The organism is Citromicrobium bathyomarinum (genome assembly GCF_021021475.1).
GTDB classification, from domain to species: Bacteria; Pseudomonadota; Alphaproteobacteria; order Sphingomonadales; family Sphingomonadaceae; genus Alteriqipengyuania; species Alteriqipengyuania bathyomarina.
Genome location: NZ_JAINWL010000001.1, coordinates 895,284 through 914,495, shown reverse-complemented (window position 1 = coordinate 914,495; position 19,212 = coordinate 895,284). Strand labels below are relative to the sequence as shown.

Annotated in this window: 20 protein-coding genes and 1 tRNA gene; 12 read left to right on the top strand and 9 right to left on the bottom strand. The window is 65.6% G+C overall.

The window, feature by feature from the left end; translation table 11 throughout:
• Positions 1-55: 55 nt before the first annotated feature.
• Positions 56-823 carry an energy transducer TonB gene (locus K7H93_RS04675; protein WP_230782696.1) on the top strand — a complete coding sequence of 256 codons (768 nt, stop codon included), beginning with the start codon at positions 56-58 and terminating at the stop codon, positions 821-823.
• 9 nt (positions 824-832) lie between these two features.
• On the opposite strand, the gene K7H93_RS04670 is transcribed toward K7H93_RS04675, so the two are convergent.
• The 5 genes from K7H93_RS04670 to K7H93_RS04650 form a co-directional block, all read right to left on the bottom strand.
• The gene (locus tag K7H93_RS04670) at positions 833-3,388 is read right to left on the bottom strand and encodes an HWE histidine kinase domain-containing protein (RefSeq protein ID WP_230782695.1); all 2,556 of its coding nucleotides are present in this window, start codon (positions 3,386-3,388) and stop codon (positions 833-835) included.
• Positions 3,385-3,960 carry a biliverdin-producing heme oxygenase gene (locus tag K7H93_RS04665; RefSeq protein ID WP_230782694.1) on the bottom strand — a complete coding sequence of 192 codons (576 nt, stop codon included), beginning with the start codon at positions 3,958-3,960 and terminating at the stop codon, positions 3,385-3,387. Before K7H93_RS04665 ends, K7H93_RS04670 begins: the two co-directional genes overlap by 4 nt.
• A gap of 112 nt (positions 3,961-4,072) precedes the next feature.
• Positions 4,073-4,381, bottom strand: a complete 309-nt coding sequence (locus K7H93_RS04660) for a polyhydroxyalkanoic acid system family protein (RefSeq protein WP_230782693.1) — start codon at positions 4,379-4,381, stop codon at positions 4,073-4,075.
• Positions 4,381-5,145, bottom strand: coding sequence for a hypothetical protein (locus K7H93_RS04655; protein WP_230782692.1), 765 nt, complete (start codon positions 5,143-5,145; stop codon positions 4,381-4,383). The genes K7H93_RS04660 and K7H93_RS04655 overlap by 1 nt, the downstream gene beginning before the upstream one ends.
• Positions 5,146-6,345: a toxic anion resistance protein gene (locus K7H93_RS04650; protein ID WP_010234049.1), complete on the bottom strand. Its 1,200-nt coding sequence runs from the start codon at positions 6,343-6,345 to the stop codon at positions 5,146-5,148. It lies immediately after the preceding gene.
• A 99-nt stretch (positions 6,346-6,444) separates the two neighbouring features.
• Here K7H93_RS04650 and K7H93_RS04645 point away from each other — a divergent pair, with 99 nt between their 5' ends.
• Entirely contained in the window at positions 6,445-8,004 is a 1,560-nt protein-coding gene (locus K7H93_RS04645) for a TIGR00341 family protein (RefSeq protein ID WP_230782691.1), read from the top strand.
• Between the two features lie 16 nt (positions 8,005-8,020).
• Here K7H93_RS04645 and K7H93_RS04640 read toward each other — a convergent pair whose 3' ends face one another.
• The gene (locus tag K7H93_RS04640) at positions 8,021-9,772 is read right to left on the bottom strand and encodes a fatty acyl-AMP ligase (protein WP_230782690.1); all 1,752 of its coding nucleotides are present in this window, start codon (positions 9,770-9,772) and stop codon (positions 8,021-8,023) included.
• A 197-nt stretch (positions 9,773-9,969) separates the two neighbouring features.
• Here K7H93_RS04640 and K7H93_RS04635 point away from each other — a divergent pair, with 197 nt between their 5' ends.
• From K7H93_RS04635 to K7H93_RS04620, 4 genes are all read left to right on the top strand, one after another.
• Entirely contained in the window at positions 9,970-10,479 is a 510-nt protein-coding gene (locus K7H93_RS04635; protein WP_230782689.1) for a regulatory protein RecX, read from the top strand.
• Entirely contained in the window at positions 10,455-10,952 is a 498-nt protein-coding gene (locus K7H93_RS04630) for a DUF192 domain-containing protein (protein ID WP_230782688.1), read from the top strand. The genes K7H93_RS04635 and K7H93_RS04630 overlap by 25 nt, the downstream gene beginning before the upstream one ends.
• Before the next feature lie 106 nt (positions 10,953-11,058).
• Positions 11,059-11,481, top strand: coding sequence for an NADH:ubiquinone oxidoreductase subunit NDUFA12 (locus K7H93_RS04625; protein ID WP_010234062.1), 423 nt, complete (start codon positions 11,059-11,061; stop codon positions 11,479-11,481).
• Positions 11,481-12,002 carry a DUF2155 domain-containing protein gene (locus tag K7H93_RS04620; RefSeq protein ID WP_230782687.1) on the top strand — a complete coding sequence of 174 codons (522 nt, stop codon included), beginning with the start codon at positions 11,481-11,483 and terminating at the stop codon, positions 12,000-12,002. Before K7H93_RS04625 ends, K7H93_RS04620 begins: the two co-directional genes overlap by 1 nt.
• Here the strand turns inward: K7H93_RS04620 and aat are convergent.
• Positions 11,945-12,631: a leucyl/phenylalanyl-tRNA--protein transferase gene (gene aat / locus K7H93_RS04615; RefSeq protein ID WP_230782686.1), complete on the bottom strand. Its 687-nt coding sequence runs from the start codon at positions 12,629-12,631 to the stop codon at positions 11,945-11,947. The genes K7H93_RS04620 and aat overlap by 58 nt on opposite strands.
• A gap of 118 nt (positions 12,632-12,749) precedes the next feature.
• Here aat and K7H93_RS04610 point away from each other — a divergent pair.
• The 3 genes from K7H93_RS04610 (at position 12,750) to K7H93_RS04600 (ending at position 13,651) form a co-directional block, all read left to right on the top strand.
• A tRNA-Trp gene (locus K7H93_RS04610) sits at positions 12,750-12,825 on the top strand.
• A 39-nt stretch (positions 12,826-12,864) separates the two neighbouring features.
• Entirely contained in the window at positions 12,865-13,305 is a 441-nt protein-coding gene (locus K7H93_RS04605) for a VOC family protein (RefSeq protein WP_230782685.1), read from the top strand.
• A gap of 196 nt (positions 13,306-13,501) precedes the next feature.
• Entirely contained in the window at positions 13,502-13,651 is a 150-nt protein-coding gene (locus K7H93_RS04600) for a hypothetical protein (RefSeq protein ID WP_222824722.1), read from the top strand.
• A 79-nt stretch (positions 13,652-13,730) separates the two neighbouring features.
• Here K7H93_RS04600 and K7H93_RS04595 read toward each other — a convergent pair whose 3' ends face one another.
• Positions 13,731-15,254: an alanine/glycine:cation symporter family protein gene (locus K7H93_RS04595; protein ID WP_010234076.1), complete on the bottom strand. Its 1,524-nt coding sequence runs from the start codon at positions 15,252-15,254 to the stop codon at positions 13,731-13,733.
• Positions 15,255-15,494: 240 nt separating this feature from the next.
• Here K7H93_RS04595 and secE point away from each other — a divergent pair, with 240 nt between their 5' ends.
• The 3 genes from secE to K7H93_RS04580 all read left to right on the top strand — a co-directional run bounded on the left by secE (position 15,495) and on the right by K7H93_RS04580 (position 17,234).
• Complete coding sequence (gene secE / locus K7H93_RS04590) at positions 15,495-15,716, top strand: preprotein translocase subunit SecE (protein WP_029140223.1); 222 nt, start codon at positions 15,495-15,497, stop codon at positions 15,714-15,716.
• A 16-nt stretch (positions 15,717-15,732) separates the two neighbouring features.
• Positions 15,733-16,269, top strand: coding sequence for a transcription termination/antitermination protein NusG (nusG, locus tag K7H93_RS04585; RefSeq protein ID WP_010234081.1), 537 nt, complete (start codon positions 15,733-15,735; stop codon positions 16,267-16,269).
• Positions 16,270-16,400: 131 nt separating this feature from the next.
• On the top strand, positions 16,401-17,234 hold the full coding sequence (locus K7H93_RS04580; RefSeq protein WP_230782684.1) for a hypothetical protein: 834 nt from the start codon (positions 16,401-16,403) through the stop codon (positions 17,232-17,234).
• Positions 17,235-17,248: 14 nt separating this feature from the next.
• Here K7H93_RS04580 and K7H93_RS04575 read toward each other — a convergent pair whose 3' ends face one another.
• Positions 17,249-18,868 carry a DUF5597 domain-containing protein gene (locus K7H93_RS04575; protein WP_230782683.1) on the bottom strand — a complete coding sequence of 540 codons (1,620 nt, stop codon included), beginning with the start codon at positions 18,866-18,868 and terminating at the stop codon, positions 17,249-17,251.
• Between the last annotated feature and the right edge of the window lie 344 nt (positions 18,869-19,212).

Genomic DNA, 19,212 nt, shown 5'->3' with positions numbered 1-19,212 from the left:
TTGGGAGACCGTGGCCCCGTGGAACCCGCGCCGCGCGCGCGGAGTTTCACAGGACATGGACACCGCACGGGGATTTTCGGAAGACAGGGCGCGACCCAGCCTGCCGGTGCTGGGCGGCATCGTTCTGCTGCATGCCGCAGTGCTCTATGGGCTGATCCGCGCGTTCGCCCCCGACCTGATCCCGCTGGATCAGGACGCCGGCTTTGCCGCGTTCGACCTCACCCCGCCGCGCCCCTCACCCAGCCCGACACCCACCCAGCCTGCCGCCGCGGCACAGGCTGCGGGCCCGCCAGAGGATGCCGCCGGTGCGCAAGGCGATCCTGGCGAGCGTGCGAAACCGCGCGAGGTTGCCGCACCAGAGCCGCCGATCCCGCTCCCCAGCCGCAACCCGGCCCCGCGCGCCGCCTCTACCGGCGATGCCAACCGCTCCGGCGCGGCAGACGCGGGCGAGGGCACTGGTGCATCCGGAGAGGGCAGCGGAACCGGCGCGGGCGGGAACGGGCAGGGCGGTGGTGGGGGCGGCGTAGTCACCCAGCCGGTGCTGACCCGCTGGATCAGCGACGTCTCCGCCTTCGGAATTCCGCCCGGCGGGCGTGCCGCGCGGGTCGGTACGCGCACGATCGTCGCGCTGGAGGTATCCGCACAGGGGCGGGTGACCGATTGCCGCGTAACGCGCAGCAGCGGCTTTCCCGAAACCGACGCCAAGGTGTGCGAGCTGTCGGCGACGCAGATCCGCTTCGAACCCGCGCGCGACGCTGCGGGCAGTCCCGTGCCCTCGCGCTTCCTCTATCAGCAACGCTATTTCGAGCGCCGGGGGAGCTGACCGGCGCTGCTACGCGCCCATGGTCAGCGCCTTCGCCAGATCGGACTTGTCGTAGGGCTTCTTCAGGATCGCCCGGGCACCCAGTTCCTCGAACCGCACTTCCTTGGCGCTGTATCCGGTTGCGAGGACGAACGGGACACCCCTGCGCGCAAGCTCGCGCGCGACCGGCTCGCTCGACTCCTCGCCGAGGTTGAAATCGAGCACCGCGAAATCGGGCACCTCCTTCTCGATCGCCCGGAGCGCCTGGGTCACGCTGCCCGACACGAGCACCTCGGGCACGCCGAGCTCGCGCAGCATCTCTTCGGTATCGAGCGCGATGATCATGTTGTCCTCGATCAGCAGGACCCGCTGCGGCAGATCGGTCGCAGGTTCTGAGCCCGCACTCGCATCGGCGTGGTCTTTCAGGTCGCTCACCACATGATCCTTGTCTGTTTCTTCGACGAAGCGTGCAGGCACGATGAAGCGCGCCCTGAGGCCGCCCAGCGCGAAATCGACCTCGGTCTCGCCCTGCAATTCATGCGGGATCGACTTCTCGATGATGGTGGTGCCGAACCCGCGCCGCTCGGGCGCGCGTACCGGTGGCCCGCCGCGTTCCTGCCAGCCCAGCAGCAGGTCGCCTGCCTCGTTGCGCTCCAGCGAGATCAGCAGATCGCCCGACTGGTCCGACAGGCTGCCGTACTTGGCCGAGTTGGTAATCATCTCGTGCAGCACCAGCGCCAGCACGGTGTAGGCCTGCGGCACGATCAGCACGTCGCGCCCCTCGACCTCCAGCCGGGTGGTCTTGGCACCGAGATAGGCGTCGGCCTCGTCCGCGATCAGCTTCTTGAGCGAGGTTGGACCCCAGTTGTCGCGGGTGAGGTTGTCGTGTGCCGCTGCCAGCGCGCCAATCCGCCCGCCGATCAGCGTGGTCAGCGTCGCTGCATCGCCCGTCTCGTGGCGCGACTGGTTGACCAGCCCGCGGATGAGATTGAGGATGTTGCGCACCCGGTGGTTGAGCTCGGCGATCAAAAGATCCTGCTGTTCGCCCGCGCGCTTGCGTTCCTGCGCGGCGGCATCAGTCAGCCGCAGGATTACCTCCAGCAGGGTGATCCGCAGCGTTTCGGCCAGATCCAGCTCCGCCTGGGTCCAGTCGGCGCTGCGCCCCTCGACCGTCTGCTGCCATGCAGCGAAGCTCTTGCGCGGGACGAGGCGTTCGCCCTCGGCCGTGCGTTCGACTGCCTTGTCCGGATTTCCCGCCCAGGTCACCACCTGTGTCAATTCGCGCCGCCAGAGGATGAAATAATCCCGGGCCTGGCGCGAGACCGGAATGATCAGCGCGCCCGCCGCCCGCGACGCAAAGGCCCGCGCCTCGGGAATCGCGCTTGCGAGATCGGTTCGTGCAAGGATGCGCCCGGCCGGCCCGCTGTTCAGAGCGGGCAGGATCTGGCGGAACTCATCTTCCGAGGGGGCATGGCCGCTCGCCCGGTAATCGCCGTCGATAAAGATGCTCGCCCCGTCGTGCGGGATCGAATCGCCGATCGACTGGCCGATCTGCTCGAGTGTTTCGCGCAAGTTTGCCCCTGCGGCGAGCCGGGTCATCAGCCGCTCGTGCAGGTTCTGCCCCAGCGCGCGCCGGGCCTCTCCGCTATCGTGCAGTGCCCGGTCGAGCGTCAGCGAAAAGAGCTGCGAGAACACCTCCGCCGCCGTCCGGCTGGAAAAGGCAAGCGCGCGAGGCTGGTAGTGGTGGCAGGCAAACAGGCCCCACAGCCGTCCGCGCACGATGATCGAGATCGAGAGCGAGGCGCGTACGCCCATATTGCGCAGATATTCGATATGGATCGGCGAGACCGAGCGCAGGGTCGAGAGGCTGAGGTCGATCGGATCGCCATCGAGCCGCTGCCCCGGCACTACCGGAACCGGCGTATCGTTCACATCGGCAATGATCCGCAGGCGGTTGCGCAGGTAGAGCGCGCGTGCCTGCTGGGGAATGTCGCTCTTGGGATAGCGCAGACCCGAATAGCTATCGACCGCACTTTCGCGTGCTTCGGCAATGACCTCGCCCGAACCGTCCGGGTGGAAACGGTAGACCATGACCCGGTCGAATTCGAGCAGCGCCTTGAGCCGCTTCGCAGCGGCCTGGCAGATATTCTCGACTCCGTCGATGCCTTCGAGCCTGTTCACCATCGGCCGGATCGAGGCGACGTGATTGCCGAAGCTCGCCGTATCGTGTCGCTCGAATTCGAGCACCAGGAGCCCGGCAGTGCGGTGGATCGAGCAATCGAACCGGTCGCGCCCGCTTCCCAGAACCGCAATCGAGAAGACCCGCTCGGTATCGTCCGGTTCGACCAGCCACTTCGCCGCGTCCCGAATGGTCTCCAGCGTCAGTTCGGGCAGAATGGAGTCCAGCGAATCCCCCCGCGCAATCGCCTCCAGACCGAGGAATTCGGCAGCATTCGCGGAATGGTGCGCAATGAAATTGTCCGACGAGACGACCAGCATCGCGCCGAATGACTGGATATGGCCAAGCTGGTGGATCGGTTCGCGGTCGCAGCTGGTCAGATCGACCTCGGTTTCGACCGCACTCATGCAGCGATCGCCACAAGCTGGCGATCGGCTTCGCGGGAGAAATGGGCGAACACGGCGCGCGCGGTGCGTTCCGCGCCCGGGTTAATCTCGTCGGAGGCGAGCAGCGGACGCAGCGCCTTGAAAAAAGCGGGCATCGTTTCATCGCGCAGGAACTGCATCGGCCAGCCTTCGGGCGCGCGGCCGGTCAGCTCGCGTTCCATCATCCGGTTGCCGAGCGAGGAGCCTGCCAGCACCCATGCCGCGCCGAGCCACGCGACCGGGCCTTCGTTGGCGTGGACGAAGGCGGGGACGTCCTCATCGAGCGCGTCGCTCCCGGCACTGCCAAGTGCGGCAAGATCGGCCTCGATCAGGCCGGTCTGCACAGGTGGCAGCCATTCCGGCGGGCAACAGCGTGCCAGCCAGTTTTCGACGCCGATTCGCGCGCGCGATTGCACCCGCAGGAAGCAGGCGTAATCGTGCCGATCGGCGAGTTCGAGCCGACCGAGTGCATCGTCCAGTACCTGGTGATCGTGTTGTGTGGCTGCGCGGAGCCGAGCGCGCAGCGCGGGTGCCGTGCCGCACCTGGCAGTCATTCGCGCGTTCCTCTTCCCGTCCAAAACTGAGCCTGTGCCACCAGCCACAAGGCGCGATAAGTTCTTCTATACACGAGGGAAGGGGTAAGTTCCCAGTATAACCATTATCAAGTCAGGACTTTGGGCCGGAGAGCAGTTTTGTACCCTTTTCGGTCACTGCGGCGGCGATCAGGGGTTTGAAGAAGGACAGCATCGGCGGCAGATCGAGCGCGACTACGACCTGCTTTTCCTCGATCTCGATCGCGATGTGCACGGTCTGGCCCATCGCGGCGACCGACATTTTCATGCAGTCCTCGCTTGGCCCTGCGCTGGTCATCTCCGCTGCGCCGCCGGGCATGTGCTGGGGCAGTTCGGGCATGCGCTCGCGCAGGCGACGGCGGACCTCTTCCTTGGGCAGGTCGTGCTTGATCGGGACGCGCATCAGCGGGGTGCCTCTTCGCTGGAGCCTTCAGCCGCCGCCGGTCCCTCGCCGTAGCGATAGCCGAGATAGCGATGCTGCACGGCGAGATCGTCGAGCGCGCCGTCCGCGATCTTGCGGTTGATCGAATCGATCTCGCCGCTGATCTTGGCGAGGCCTTCGACCAGCCGCTCGTCGGCGGTCGCCCCGGCGTGGTCCTCCTTCCGCATGGCTGCGGGCACGCGGGTGTAGGACTGGACCATTTCGGGCAGCGTCTCGCCCACCAGCTCCCGGATGTCGCGGATCGAATCGTGGCTGGCGGGGGCGGTTTCCAGCTGCTGGCCGAGCAGGTCGAGCTTCACGCCCAGATCGTCGACCAGCGCCACGGCGGGCGCGGGCAGGGCGGCGCGCTGCGATTCCAGCCACAGCTCCGTCCGGGCGACCATCTGGCGCGGTGTCCCTTTGTTGAGGTCGCCGGCCTGCGGGATCGAGATGCGCGGAAAGACCGAGAAGATGCCCGCCGCCGCGACCAGTGCGAAGAAAGTGAGGACGATGCCGACAAAGCCGATCCCGTCGATCACGATCCCGGCGATGGTCGCAAAGGCGAGAATCGCCGCCGCCGCGATGACGATGTTGCGCAGCTTCTTCAGCCGATGCCGGTTGCGCACCTGCGCCGATTCGCGCCCGATCGCAGTCACCCGGCGGTGGCGCCCGCCGACCCGGTTGTCGATCAGCAGCTGGCGGCTGTCGCTGAGCAGGCGCTCGCTGTCGCGGGTCAGGTCGTTCACCTAGCCCTCCAGCTTGAGCAGCGCGTCTTCGGATGCATCGAGCTGCGCCTGGGCCTGGGCCTGGCTTTCCGCGCGGGCGATATATTCCTTCGACTTTTCGACCTCGCTCGAAAGCGTGGTGACCGTCTGCTTCATCGTGTCGAGCGCCTTCAGCTTGAAGGTGTCGACCTCGTCCATCGTCGCGTAGATGTTCTGGAAGGCGTTCTGCAGAGTCTGCATCGGGATCGTGCTCGCGGCGGCCTGTTCGTGGATCTTGCCGGTCTGTTCGCGCAGCAGCTTGCCGGTCGAATCGATGATGCCCGCCGTGGTGTCGTTCAGCGCGGTGATCTGTTTCAGCACCAGCCGCTGGTTGGTCATCGCTTCGGCCACGGTCACCGCCGTGCGCAGCGCGCTGACGGTGGTGGTGCTGGCGCGATCGACGCCCTTCACCAGCTCCACATTGTTCTTCTTGACCAGATCGAGCGCGAGGTAGCCCTGCACGCTCACCGCCATCTGCGTCAGCAGGTCCTGCGTGCGCTGGCGGACGTAGAACAGCGCGGTTTCCCGGATCGCCTTGGCCTTTTCCGGGTCGGTCGCGTCGAGTTCGTTGGCCTTGTCCTCCAGCCGTTCGTCGAGTGTCTTGGAGATGTGGATCATCTGCTCAAGCTTGCCCATGGCTTCCCACAGGTGCTGTCGCTCGACATCGATCGCGGCGTTGTCCTTCTGCAATTCGGTGCGGCCCGAATGCAGCTTGTCGAGGATCGCCTGGATGTGGCTCTGCGCGCTCTGGTAGCTGCGGAAATAGCCCTTCAGGCTGTTGCCCCAGGGCAGCTTCGACAGAATGCCGCTCTTGCCCCGGCGCGCGGGATCGAGCTCTTCCACGGTGACGCGCAGTTCGGCGAGGTTCGCGCCCACGCCCTGGTCGCGGTCCATCGCGCGAACCGGCCGGTCGAGGAAGCGGTTCGACATCGAAGACGCCGCCGCGATTTCCTTGCGACCCATGTTGGAAATCTCGTCGACCCGCTTGCTGAACTCGGGCGAGCGGGTGTCATGCGCGATCAGATCGGCGACGAAGCTGTCGACCTTGGAATCCAGCTCGGTCTTCTTGCCTTCGTCGACCGGCACCAGTCCAACCGCCTTCTCCACATCCACGGTGGGGATCGGCTCGGGCGGGGTGAGGTTCAGCTCGGTCGCGGTTGCGGTGTCGCTCTGGGTCGCCATGAGAGGTCAAAAATCCTTCTGCTTCAATGACTGTATTAGTCGCGCAAGACACGCGTTTCAAGCTTTGGCCGGGCGCGTTTTCCGCGATATGGCGCACATATGCAATCGCCCACCAGTTCTCCTTCGCAGACGACGGACCAGTCTGTCGCGGATAATTCGACCGGCAAACGTCGTATCGGGATCGACTACGTGGCCAAGGCCTTCAACCGCTGGTGGACGATCGAGGTCGCAGGCACGGTCGACCAGCAGGCGGTGATCGAGAAACGGCGCGCGGAGTGCGAGCTGACCGGACGCTATGTCCTGATGGTCTGCATGTCGGCCGGCATCGCGATCCTCGGCATGCTGCTGTCCTCGCCTGCGGTGGTCATCGGGGCGATGCTGATCGCGCCGCTGATGGACCCCATCATGGGGGTCGGCTTCGCGCTTGCGGTGGGGGATTTCAGGTGGCTGGGCCGGGCCGTGCGCTCGCTGGTGCTGGGCACCGTGATCGCGATCCTGTTCTGCGCCTTGATCGTGGTCTTCTCGCCGATCCAGGTGGTGACGGAGGAGATCGCCTCGCGCACCCAGCCCAACCTGTTCGACCTGATGGTCGCGATCTTCTCCGCAATCGCGGGCGCCTACGCGGTGATCCGGGGGCGCGAGGGGACGATTGTCGGCGTGGCGATCGCGACCGCGTTGATGCCGCCGCTGGCGGCGGTCGGCTATGGTCTGGCGACGCTCAATTCGACGGTCTTCTTCGGCGCGCTGCTGCTGTTCGTCACCAACCTGACCGCGATTGCGCTGACCGCCACGGCTATGGCCCGCGGGTATGGCTTCAGCACCCGGCTGACAGAGAAGCAGAGCCGGTTTCAGGCCTTCCTGATCTTCGCGGCGTTCGTGGCACTGGCCGTGCCGCTGGGCCTGTCGCTGTACCAGATCGGCTGGGAGGCGCAGGCGGAGCGCACGATCCGCGACGGCCTCTTCGATACCTTCGAGGGCAAGGCGCAGAGCGTCGACCCGACCGTGCGCTTCCTCGACGATTCGATCGAGGTCACCGCGCAGGTCTATACCGACACGCTGTTCCGCACCGCACAGGTGGAGGACCGCGCGCGGGCGGAGCTGGAAGAGGCTCTGGGGCGTCCGGTGAGCGTGCAGATCATGCAGGTCGAAAGCGCCGACGCGGTCGAGGCGCAGCGGCTCCAGCTGCGCGAGGCGAGCGAGCGCCAGCAGGATGCGAGGCAGCAGGCCGATACCATTGCGCAGCGGCTCTCGATCCTCGCCGGCGTGCCGGTGGATGACATCACCATCGATCTCCAGCGACGTCGCGCGCTGGTAACCGCGCAGCCGCTCGAAGGGGCGACGCTGGGTGCCTATCGGGAACTGGAACGCAGGGTCGCGGCGAATCAGCCCGAGTGGGACATCCGCATCGTCCCGCCGCTGCGCGCTCTGCCCCAGATTACCTTCAACGAGGACGCAGAGCCCGATGCCGCCGGTCGCCGCGCGATCGCCCTGACGATCTGGGCGCAGCGCAGGATCGGCATCCCGCTGCGCCTGCGCGGGCCGCAAGCGCAGGTCGCGAGCGTGCGGCAGGCGCTGGTCGAGGCCGGGATAGAGCCGGTCGACGCGGTGGGCGGCGACGAAACCGGCGGCGTGCAGCCCGAATGGCTGCTTCCGGAATGATCCGCCCGATTAGGGCTCAGGCCGCCAGGCTGTAGGGCTGGATTTCGCCGGAGAGGTACAGCCGCTTCGCCTTCGCGCGGCTGAGCTTGCCCGACGAGGTGCGCGGCAGGGTGCGCGGCGGCACCAGTTCGACCAGGCACTGCATCCCGGTGACCGATTGTACCTTCTCGCGAATCCGCTCGCGCAGTACGCGGCGTTCCTCGGGGTCGGAGATGCGGCAGTGGACCAGCACGGCTGGTGCCTCCTCGCCATCCTCACGCTCGACAGAGAAGGCCGCGATGTCGCCGTGGTTGAAGCCGGGGAGCTGTTCCACCGCCCACTCGATATCCTGCGGCCAGTGGTTCTTGCCGTTGATGATGATCATGTCCTTCGCCCGGCCGACGATGAACAGGTAGCCGTCGGCCATGTAGCCCATGTCGCCGGTGTCGAGCCATGAGCCCTTGCCGTCATCGCTCGGGATCAGGCATTCCTCGGTCGCTTCCTGATTGCGGAAGTAGGAATGCATGATGCTGGGGCCACGGCACCAGACCTTGCCGATCTGGTGGTCGGACTTGATCTCGTCGCCCTCGCCACGGATTTCGACCTCCATGTCGGGCAACGGCTTGCCGCAATTGACGATCGCGCGATAGCGGGCGGGCCGGTTGAGATTGCGGCGCGCGCCAGAAAGGCGCTCTTCCTCGACCAGCTCGACCCGGATGCCTTCGCCCGGCGGCATCACGGTGACCGCCAGCGTCGCCTCGGCCAGACCGTAGCTCGGGGTGAAGGCGGATGCCCTGAAGCCCGCATCGGCAAAGGCGTTGACGAAGTTCTGCATCACGTCGGGCCGGATCATGTCCGCGCCGTTGCCGGCGGTGCGCCAGCGCGACAGGTCGAACCGGTCGGCCACGCTGCTCTGGCTGGAAATGCGGCGCGCGCAGATGTCGTAACCGAAGGTCGGCGAATAGGAGAGCGTGTTGCCTTGGTTGCGGCTGATCAGATCGAGCCAGGCGAGCGGACGGCGCGCGAAATGCTCGGTCTTGAGATAGTCGATCGAGACCTGGTTGGCGATCACGCTGAGGAAACAGCCGACCAGCCCCATGTCGTGATACCACGGCAGCCAGCTGACCACGCGATCATTGGTGCCAAGGTCCATCGCGCTCGAATGGCCGTAGAGATTGTGCAGCAGCGCCTTGTGCGTCACCGCGACCCCGGTGGGGAAGCGGGTCGAGCCGGAGGAATACTGCAGGTAGCAGATGTCTTCCGGGTTCACCTGCGGCAGCTCGGCATCCGCCTTGTCGCGGGTTGCGAAGCTGTCCCAGTCGATCCCCTCGCACCCCTGACGGTCCGCCGCGGCCTTCGCCATCTCGTCGATTTCGGGCGGATAGATCAGGATCTTGGGGTCGGAACTTTGCAGCTGGACCACCAGCTGATCGATATAGCCGTCCTTGCCGCCGAAGCCGGTCGGCAGGGGCAGTGGCACGGGCCAGGCCCCGGCATAGATGCAGGCGCAGAAGAGCGCGGCGAATTCGGGCGAGGTTTCCGCGATCAGCGCGACGCGATCCTGCGGCTCGATCCCCGATGCGACCAGCCGCTGCGCCATCTCCAGCGCGTCGGCGCGCATTTCGCGGTAGGTATAGGCCCGCTCCAGCGTGCCGCGCATGTCGTGGAAGTTGAGGCCCTTCTCGCTGCGCGCCGCGTAATCGATAGCCTCGCTGAAGGTGGCGAAATCGGCACGACGGCGCGGCAGCGCGCAATCATTGGGCGTGGGAGCCAGTTGTTCTTTGAGCATAGGGGTTATCGTCACCCGTTATCCGAACCGTGAAGAGATCTGGCGCGAATGCGCGTGGTCTGGGGCGGTCGTGCCAGCATTAACTTTCATCAATCCCTTCATGAGGGCGGTTCCAATCCTCAAGGAGTGTGGCATCATTATGTCCCATGGGCGAACCCCACCAGACTTCGCGACGCCAGCGAAAGCCTGTGCCGCCTTTGGACGGCACTTCGCTGCGCGATCTCGCGCTTGGCTATGCAGGCCGCTACGCGACCACTGCGGCCCGACTCAAGCATTATCTGCAACGCAAGTTGCGCGAGCGGGGATGGGCGGGGGATGATGAACCCGATCTTGACGAACTGGTCGCCCGGCTGGTCGAGCTGGGTTACGTCAACGACGAGGTTTTTGCAGAAGTGCGCACGCGCGACCTGCTCAGGCGAGGCTATGGCGCGCGGCGGGTGAGCCAGGCGCTGCACCACGCCGGGGTCGACACCGAGTCGCTGGAAGGCGTGGAGCCGAGCGAGGCGGAGGGCCGTGCGGCTGCGCTGGCCTTCGCCCGCAGACGGCGGCTGGGCCCGTTCGGGGAGCGCCCGAGCGATCCCAAGGGGCGCGAGAAGCAGCTTGCCGCCCTGGTGCGCGCGGGCCATGATTTCGACACTGCGCGGGCGCTGATCGACGCCGCGAGCGAACAAGAGGCAGAGGAATGGGCATCGGACGCTGGGTACTGAGCGGGGCGGCGATGCTGCTGATGGCAGCCTGTTCGCCGCAGACCGCCACCGATTCGCAGGCGTCCGGCGCGAGCGCGGCGGCGGAGCAGACGGTCCATCCTGAGTCGGGACTGGAAATCGTTCCGGTCACCATTTCGACTGGCAAGGGTGAGCATCGCTTCGCTGCCGAAGTCGCGGCAACGCAGGAGGAGCAGGCCCGCGGGCTGATGTTCCGCACCCAGCTGGGGCCCGACGAGGCGATGATTTTCCCGCGTCAGGGCGATGTCGCCAGCTTCTGGATGAAGAACACCCCGCTCCCGCTGGACATCATTTTTATCGGGCAGGACCGCAAGATCATCAACATCGCCGCCGAGACGACGCCCTATTCGCTCGACAGCGTCAGCGCGTTGGGGCCGACCTCCGCCGTGCTGGAGATTCCCGGCGGACGCGCGGCGGAGCTGGGGATCGGGCCGGGCGACGCGGTAGAGTGGTAGGGGCGAGTGGCCGGGCCGAGTACAGGCCCCAGTACAGACCCGAGTGCAGGCCGCGTGTGAAAGCGGCTTGGCCCGGCACCGGGCTTGCGCTAGTCCGCCAACCGCAATGAACATCCTCGGCAAGATCTTCACCTGGTGGGATGGCGCGACCATCGGCACCGCGCTGTTTACCTCGCGCAATGGCGAACACGTCGGCACCGACGCGTTCGGCAACAAATATTATCGCGCCAAGGCGAAGCGCAAGCATACGCCCACCGCAGGGTCGTACACCGGCACCGAGCGGCGCTGGGTGATCTACGATGGCGCCAACGATGCCAGTCGCGTGCCCGCGGAATGGCACGGCTGGCTGCACGGCGCGGGCGAGGATGTGCCCGAGAGCCATTTGCCCCCGCCGCGCATCTGGGAAGCGGACTATTCCCCCAACGCCACCGGATCGGCGCAGGCCTACCTGCCCAGCGGCGCGTTGGAACGCGGCGGTCGGCGCGCGCGTGCGACCGGCGATTACGAGGCGTGGACTCCGGGCGAGTAATGACCGTGCGCAGGCCTGTTTCCCTGCTGCTGGCTGCACTGCCGCTGTCCGTGTTGACCCTGGCGGCGTGCAACTCCGAAACGCCCGATCCCACCCCGATCGAGACCGAGGTTCCCGAAGAGCTGGCCAAGGGCGGCACCGCGACCAGCCGGCCTGACGGCGAGGATATCGGCACCCCGATGGCAGAGCGGGTGGCGACGATTGGCCTGCTCAACAAGCGCAACAATGTCAGCCGCGACTTCGAGATGAAGCCGGGTGAGGCGACTCGGGTGGGCGATGTGGTGATTCGCCTGCGCGCCTGCGAGAAGACCGCCCCGTGGGAGCTACCGCAGGACGAAGGCGCCTTCGTGCAGGTCTTCGTGCGCGAGCGGCGCGGCGCGGAGACGGAGCGGAGCTGGAACAAGGTGTTCTCGGGCTGGCTGTTCCGCAATTCGCCCAGCCTCAACGTGGTCGAACACCCGATCTACGATGTCTGGGTCAAAAGCTGCGCAATGAGCTTCCCGGGCGAAGAGGAAGACTGAGCCGCCTCGGCCTGCACTTCGGCGAGCGCCTGCGGCAGGCTCAGCCGCTGCGGCCCGTGTGCGGCGTGGAGCCGTTCCAGATATTCGGACTGCGGGATCGGGATCGCGCCGAGCGAGGCGAGATGGCCGGTCATGAACTGGCAGTCGAACAGCTCGCATCCGGCGCGCTCCAGCAGCGCCAGCAGCCAGCCGAGCGCGACCTTGGACGCGTTGGTGCGGCGGCTGAACATGCTTTCGCCGCAGAACACCCGGTCGAATGCGACTCCGTAGACCCCGCCGACCAGCTCGCCATTCTGACGGCACTCGATCGAGTGCGCGTGCCCGACCTCGTGCAGCCGCTGGTAACTCGCCGCGATCCGTCCACTGATCCAGGTGTCCTCCGCATCCGCGCGCGGGGCGGCGCATTCGACGATCGTGCCCGCGAAATCCGAATCGACGGTGATGGTGAAGACATCGCGCCGGATCGTGCGGGCGAGCGAGCGGGAGCAGTGGAAGCCGCCGATCGGGATGATCGCGCGCTCGCGCGGTTCGACCCAGAAGATATCCTGATCGCGGCGGCTTTCCGCCATCGGGAACAGGCCCTGGGCGTAGGCGGAGAGCAGGACCGGAGGGGGGACGATCGGCAGCATGGTCACCTGTTATTCTAGCACAGGCCATCGCATGCCATAAGATGCGCGAGATAATACACTGGACGCGCAAGGTGCTTGCCAATCCGTCGCCTGCGCCCTAGAGCGCGCATCCGCCTGCAGGGGTGTAGCTCAGTTGGTAGAGCATCGGTCTCCAAAACCGAGGGTCATGGGTTCGAGTCCCTTCGCCCCTGCCATTCCCTTCTCTACCGTCAGCCAAGCGGGGAATCGCGACGATGGAATACCTCCACACGATGATCCGGGTGAGCGATCTCGACGAATCGCTCGATTTCTTCTGTGGCAAGCTCGGCCTGGTCGAGGTTGCGCGTACGGAAGTGGAGGCGGGTCGTTTCACGCTGGTGTTCCTGGCCGCTCCCGGCGACGAGGAACGCGCGCGTGAGCACAAGGCGCCGACGGTCGAGCTGACCTATAACTGGGACCCGGAACAATACAGCGGCGGCCGCAATTTCGGCCATCTCGCCTACCGGGTGGACGATATCTACGCTACCTGCGAGCGGTTGCGCTCCGCCGGGGTGACGATCAACCGCCCCCCGCGCGACGGGCACATGGCCTTCATCCGATCGCCCGACGGAATCTCGATCGAGCTGCTCCAGAAGGGCGAATCGCTGCCCCCGCAAGAGCCGTGGGCGTCGATGGAAAACACCGGGACCTGGTAACCGGATCGGGCATTGCGCCCGGATTGCCACACATCCGAAAAATTGCAGTGGGCGGGGAACCCTGCGGAATCGCTGGGCTTGAGCGTGGTTCGCGATCGCTCCCTTTTGTTCCCACAGGAATCTCGGGAACGGGACTCACGAGGCGTGCATTTTTCGCGGCATGATGCACTTCGGTGCCCCAATCAGGAGTTGACCAATGTCGAGCATGCCTTTTCGTAGCAGCCGTCCGGACAGCTGGACCACCCCTCAGCCGCACACCGACGCAACGATGCGGATGATGAAGTACGGCAAGATCCAGCCGATGCACCAGCCGACCTTCTGGGAACGGCTTTTCGGCGCGGTCTGACAACCGCGACAACCCGAATGAAAAGGGCCGGGGCGCTATGTGCGCTCCGGCCCTTTTCGTTGCTTGGGGTGTAGCTGCCCTAATATTCCTCGGGCTCTTCCGGCGTGTCCGCGTGGAAGTCCTTGCCCGCCGTCCGGTTGCCGCGGGCCAGCGCAAAGACCACGCCCGAGAGCAGCAGGAGGCCGAGCAGGTTGGGCAGCACCATCAGCGCGTTGGCGATGTCGCCCATGCGCCAGATCAGGTCGCTCTCGCGGCTCGCACCGATGAAGATGCCCACGCACCACAGCACTCGCCAGATCATGTGGAGGATCTTCTCCCCGCCCAGTGTCGATCCGGGAATGCGATCGTAGAGGAAGGTGATCGCCCGCTCGCCGTAATAGCTCCAGGTCAGCAGCGTGGTGAACACGAACAGCAGCAGTGCGAGGCTGGCGACCAGCGTGCCCAGTGGAATGCTGCCGATCGCGAAGGGGAAGGCGGCGGCGAACGCGCCGCTGGTCACCGCGAACCCGTCGAGGTCGGCCTGCCACGCATGCAGCACTGGCTGGCCGGCGTGGGTGAAGTTGCCTTCCACCGTCAGGATCACCAGCGCGGTCATGGTGCAGATCACGATCGTGTCGATGAAGGTGCCCAGCATCGCCATGCGGCCCTGGAACTCCGGATCATCGGTCTGTGCCACCGCGTGCGCGATCGGGGTCGAGCCCTGGCCTGCCTCGTTCGAGAACAGACCGCGCGCCACGCCTGCGCGGATCGCGAGGATCACCGCGGCGCCGACGAACCCGCCGCTCGCCGACTGCACGTTGAACGCGCCGCCGAAGATGCGGCTGAAGGTTTCCGGGATGTCCTGAATGTTCAGGATGATCGCGATGATGGCCATCACGATATAGGCCAGCGCCATGATCGGAACGACGCTTTCGGCGACGCGGCCGATCGACTTGATCCCGCCGATGATGACGATGAAGACCAGAATCGCGACGATCAGCCCGCCGAGCCATTCCTGAATGCCGAACAGTTCGTTCAAGCCGTCGGCGACCGCGTTCGCCTGGATCGCGTTGCCGGTGACGAGGCCGCTGATCAGCGTGCCGATGCAGAAGAACACCGCGAGCCAGGTCCACTTGGGGCCAAGGCCCATCATAATGTAGCTCATCGGGCCGCCGCGATAGGTGCCCTCACTGGTGGTTTCGCGATAGCGGATCGCCAGCGCGCCCTCGGCAAAGGCCAGCGCCATGCCGAACAGCGCGGTGACCCACATCCAGAAGATCGCGCCCGGCCCGCCCAGCGCGATCGCGGTCGCGACGCCGGCAAGGTTGCCCGTGCCGACCTGACCGGAAAGCGCGGTGGAGAGCGCGGCGAATGGTGAAATTTCGCCCGCGCCGCCTTTCTTGCGGCCAGCGAACAGGTTTTTCACCGCCGATCCCAGGTTGGTGATCGGATAGAACCTGAGGCCGATCATGAACCACAGGCCTGCGCCCAGCAGCACGATCGCGAGCGGCGGGAAGGGCAGCACCTCTACCCCGTCCCAGGTTCCGCCCCAGATAAAATCTGCGACATTGGTCACCGGGCCGAGCAGTCGCTCGTCCAGCGTCATCTGCGGATCCGCAGCCATATTCGAATTTCCCCCTGATGCGTCCCTTGAAGCGCGGGAGGCTATAACCGCGTGCCGGGCAGCGCAACGCATTTTCCCCGGTGCTTGCGTTTGCTCGTAAGCGGGCCTAGATGCGACCGGGTCTCTCGACATCGAAGCCGCAGACCCGCCCTCACGATCAGCCGATCATGAAGGCGATCCCGGCTTCCCGGAAGAGACGCGAAATTCTGGTTCGACACTCATCAGGTGGAAACGGCGGACATGGCCGAAAGCAAAGCCCAAACGAAGAAGCGCAGGACATCTCCCGGCGAATTCTTCAATCAGGTCAAGGCCGAGACGAGCAAGGTCGTCTGGCCGACCCGTCAGGAGACGGTCCAGACCGCGATCTTCGTCAGCATCCTGGTGCTGATCCTTTCGCTCTTCTTCCTCGGTATCGATACGCTCTTCGGCGCCGTCGTCCGCTTCCTTCTCACGCTCGCCTGAGGCCCGCAGACAATCAATGGCACGCTGGTACATCATTCACGCCTATTCCGGTTTCGAGAACAAGGTTCGCGACGCGATCATCTCCGAGGCTGAGCGCCTCGGCCTTTCCGAAGGGGTCGAAGAGGTCGAAGTCCCGACCGAGACCGTGACCGAGCTCAAGCGCGGCAAGAAGGTTCAGGTCGAACGCAAGTTCATGCCCGGCTACGTGCTGGCCAAGCTGAACATGACCGACGATATCTATCACCTGGTGAAGAACACGCCCAAGGTCACCGGCTTCCTCGGCGCGGGCAACAAGCCGCAGGCGATTTCCGAGAAAGAGGCCGCACGCTATTTCGGCGGGGTGGAAGAGGCGAAGGCCGCACCCAAGCAGCAGGTTTCGATCGATTACGAGATCGGCGATCAGGTCAAGGTGCTCGACGGGCCCTTCGCCAGCTTCAACGGCGTGGTCGAGGAACTCGATTTCGACAAGTCGAAGGTCAAGGTCTCGGTCTCGATCTTCGGCCGTGCGACCCCGGTCGAACTCGACTTCGAACAGGTCGAACTGGTCAAGTAGGCTTGCTTCGCTAAAAGCAGCTGCATAGGCTGGAGGCCACGGAGGTAGTGCCGATGGTCACCGGTCTTTTGCATGGTCTGTTTTTTGCGGCCGCACTCGTTAGCGGGCAGGATGACGCACCGCAGAGCGCAGTGGAGCCAGCCGAATCTCCTCCGGATATCGTCGTCACGGGCGACCGTGAGGAGATGGAGCGCACCGTTCGCGCGATCACTCGCAAGATTACCGAGCGGCGGCATTTCAGCCGCCCGCTACCACGGTTTCAAGTGCCGGTCTGTCTCGCAACGGTGGGGTTGCGCGACGACTACAAGTCGCTGATCCGGCAACGTATCGGCGCGAACCTTGTCGCTGCGGATATCCCGGTCGACGATGATCCAGAGTGTCGGCCCAACGCACTAGTCGTCTTCGCACCGGACGCGCGCAAAGCAGTGCGAGAGATGATAAAGGAACAGCCTTGGCTGTTTACCGGCTACTCCAATTCCCAAAAGCGCGACCTGACACAGCGTGAAGCCGCAGCCTATGCTTGGCAGACCACCGATTTGCGCGGCGCGGACGGCAAACCGCTGAAGAAAATGATCATCGAGGTCGGCATCCCTCCAGAAAAGAAGGAAGTGATCGTCAACGATCAGGGCCAAACCGGGCGCACCAACCAGCCGATCCGCGAAGATATCGCCGGGGCGGTGGTGGTGATCGACAACCGCGAGTTGCCCGGCAAGACCATAGACCAGCTGGCCGATTACGCCACCATGCGGCTGGTTGCGACCACACGCGACGCAGAGGGCGAAGATGCGGGCGGAATTGGCGAGCAGACGATCCTCTCGCTATTCGACGCCCCCGACGTAGCACCCGAAGAGCTGACCGACTTCGACCGCAGCTACCTGACGGGGCTGTATCGCCTGCGCGCCAATGCGCCGGTGACCGCATTGCAGGATGCAGCCAGCAAGGCATACCGCGAATTGTCGGACTAGGCAGCCCCCGACCGCTATTCAAGCACGCCCATCTCGATCCGCAGCCACACAGGCTCAGTGCCGAAATTGAATCCGTAGTCGATCTGGTCGCCGTTCCAGCGGCGGTGCATGACCCATTTGCCGTCGACGAAGCGGCCTTCCTGCGCCTCGATGATCGCGCCTTGCTGGCCTGCACCGGGCTGGGCGAGGGCCATCCGCAGCTTGACGTTCTGCCCGCCCACCAGAAACACGTCGTCGGCCAGTTGCGCCACGACGATCCCGCCGGTTGGCACATCGGCGAGCGGATGCGGGTCGCGCGCGATCCAGGTCCAGTCGTCTTCGCCGAACGCCCAGCGGCCATATTGCGCGGTCAGCTGCCAGCGGCCCATCATGCGTGTCTGGTCGGCACCATTCTCTCCCTTCGCGGTGCCCCATAGTGGCTTGTCGCGAGCGATCCGCGCCCACTCACGCGACATCTGGCCGAACAGGCGATAGGGCGCGGCAAAGGCTTCCAGCGTGTCCTCATCCAGCTCCTTCGCGCCCAGCGGATAGTTGGAATAGCCGGTGTCATCGATCCCGAAGGGCGAAAACATCACCGCGCCGCGCCCCATCGCGGGCCAGATAAGCCGCGCGTATTCGGCGGTATTGCCTATCTCGGGCACCATCAGCGGGCCGGACGCGGCATAGCGATCGAGATAGGTCTCCACCGCCTTGGGATCGCGCGAATAGATGTCGGGCGCGAAAGCGGAAATATGCGGCGCGGCGATCCGCCAGATCGGCAGCGCGTTCCAGTTGGGCCCGCCCGAAGGCCCGACATCGCCCCCCTCGTCGGTGAACGCATTGCCCAGCGCGGCGTTGACGTACATCGGCAGGTTCTTCTGCGCCTGCCCTGCGGCTGCGACCGCGTCGACATAGCGCGCGACGTACCAGCTGTTGAAGAACTGCGCCGCGCGCGGGCCGAAGGCTCCGCTCCAGCTCCGTCTTGCGATGCCCAGACCGTCCGCGAGCTCCTGCGGTATCGGCCCCGCGAACAGCGCCTCCGCCTCCGGCGACCGATCCCGGTCGAGGCCCCAGCTGCCGCTCTCGTTCTCGACCTGCATCATCACCACCGTGTGCTGCGGATCGACCTGCGCGAGATGCCGCATCAGCGCGGCGAAGGCGCGCGCGTCGGCCAGCATCGTCGCCTCGCCATGCGGGCTCAGCACGACATGCGCCGACCCGTCGGGTTTGCGCATGCGCTGGAAACGCGCCGTGTCGCGCTTGACCCATGCGGGCACGTAGGAGGGGCCGGTGTTCTTCCACGTCCCGTACCACAGCAGCACCAGCCGGATGTCGCGCGCTCGTGCCTGATCGAGCAGCGTGTCGACGAAGGAGAAGTCGAAGCGGCGCTCGGTGGGCTCGACCTGCTCCCACGCCACCGGCATCAGCAGCGTGTTGGCCTCGATCCGCTCGACTGCCGGCCAGACCTCGTCGAGCACGGCGGGATAGTTCGACGAATTGTTGGGCTGCGCGCCGAGCATCACGAACGGCTCGCCATCGACCAGCAGCGAAGGGCGCGCCGTCCCTTCCTCGAAGCGCGGCAAGGACTCGGCGGTGGCGGCGCAGGCCGACGCCACCGCGGCGAGCGCAAACATAATCAGATGCCAGCTTTTCATCGCTTCGCGCTCTCCCCCGCTGCGGCATGATTGCGCTACCATGCGCGCCAATCGCGGGGAAGTGCCAGGCTGCCCGCAGGCTTCGATCTTGTTTCCAACGCTTTGCCACGAACAGGGTGGGGCGATCGGTCGAATCGCAGTATATGCGCCGCCGAAGTGCGAACACGACCAGGCATCTGCAATCGCAAGAAGCGATACGCGAGCCGCGAGGCAGCCGAACTGGCCGCTCGCGATGCACCGTTCAGGCTGCGCGCCTACAGGTGCGAATTGTGCCGCCAGTTTCACCTGACGAGCCGCACCAAGGGCATGAAGCTCCCGCCCCACGAGATCGAGCGGGCGCGATC

Coding starts and splice junctions, on each gene's coding strand:
- K7H93_RS04675 (WP_230782696.1), top strand. CDS start 56: ATGGACACCGCACGGGGATTTTCGGAAGACAGGGCGCGACCCAGCCTG.
- K7H93_RS04670 (WP_230782695.1), bottom strand. CDS start 3,388: ATGAGTGCGGTCGAAACCGAGGTCGATCTGACCAGCTGCGACCGCGAA.
- K7H93_RS04665 (WP_230782694.1), bottom strand. CDS start 3,960: ATGACTGCCAGGTGCGGCACGGCACCCGCGCTGCGCGCTCGGCTCCGC.
- K7H93_RS04660 (WP_230782693.1), bottom strand. CDS start 4,381: ATGCGCGTCCCGATCAAGCACGACCTGCCCAAGGAAGAGGTCCGCCGT.
- K7H93_RS04650 (WP_010234049.1), bottom strand. CDS start 6,345: ATGGCGACCCAGAGCGACACCGCAACCGCGACCGAGCTGAACCTCACC.
- K7H93_RS04645 (WP_230782691.1), top strand. CDS start 6,445: ATGCAATCGCCCACCAGTTCTCCTTCGCAGACGACGGACCAGTCTGTC.
- K7H93_RS04640 (WP_230782690.1), bottom strand. CDS start 9,772: ATGCTCAAAGAACAACTGGCTCCCACGCCCAATGATTGCGCGCTGCCG.
- K7H93_RS04630 (WP_230782688.1), top strand. CDS start 10,455: ATGGGCATCGGACGCTGGGTACTGAGCGGGGCGGCGATGCTGCTGATG.
- K7H93_RS04625 (WP_010234062.1), top strand. CDS start 11,059: ATGAACATCCTCGGCAAGATCTTCACCTGGTGGGATGGCGCGACCATC.
- K7H93_RS04620 (WP_230782687.1), top strand. CDS start 11,481: ATGACCGTGCGCAGGCCTGTTTCCCTGCTGCTGGCTGCACTGCCGCTG.
- aat (WP_230782686.1), bottom strand. CDS start 12,631: ATGCTGCCGATCGTCCCCCCTCCGGTCCTGCTCTCCGCCTACGCCCAG.
- K7H93_RS04605 (WP_230782685.1), top strand. CDS start 12,865: ATGGAATACCTCCACACGATGATCCGGGTGAGCGATCTCGACGAATCG.
- K7H93_RS04600 (WP_222824722.1), top strand. CDS start 13,502: ATGTCGAGCATGCCTTTTCGTAGCAGCCGTCCGGACAGCTGGACCACC.
- K7H93_RS04595 (WP_010234076.1), bottom strand. CDS start 15,254: ATGGCTGCGGATCCGCAGATGACGCTGGACGAGCGACTGCTCGGCCCG.
- secE (WP_029140223.1), top strand. CDS start 15,495: ATGGCCGAAAGCAAAGCCCAAACGAAGAAGCGCAGGACATCTCCCGGC.
- nusG (WP_010234081.1), top strand. CDS start 15,733: ATGGCACGCTGGTACATCATTCACGCCTATTCCGGTTTCGAGAACAAG.
- K7H93_RS04575 (WP_230782683.1), bottom strand. CDS start 18,868: ATGAAAAGCTGGCATCTGATTATGTTTGCGCTCGCCGCGGTGGCGTCG.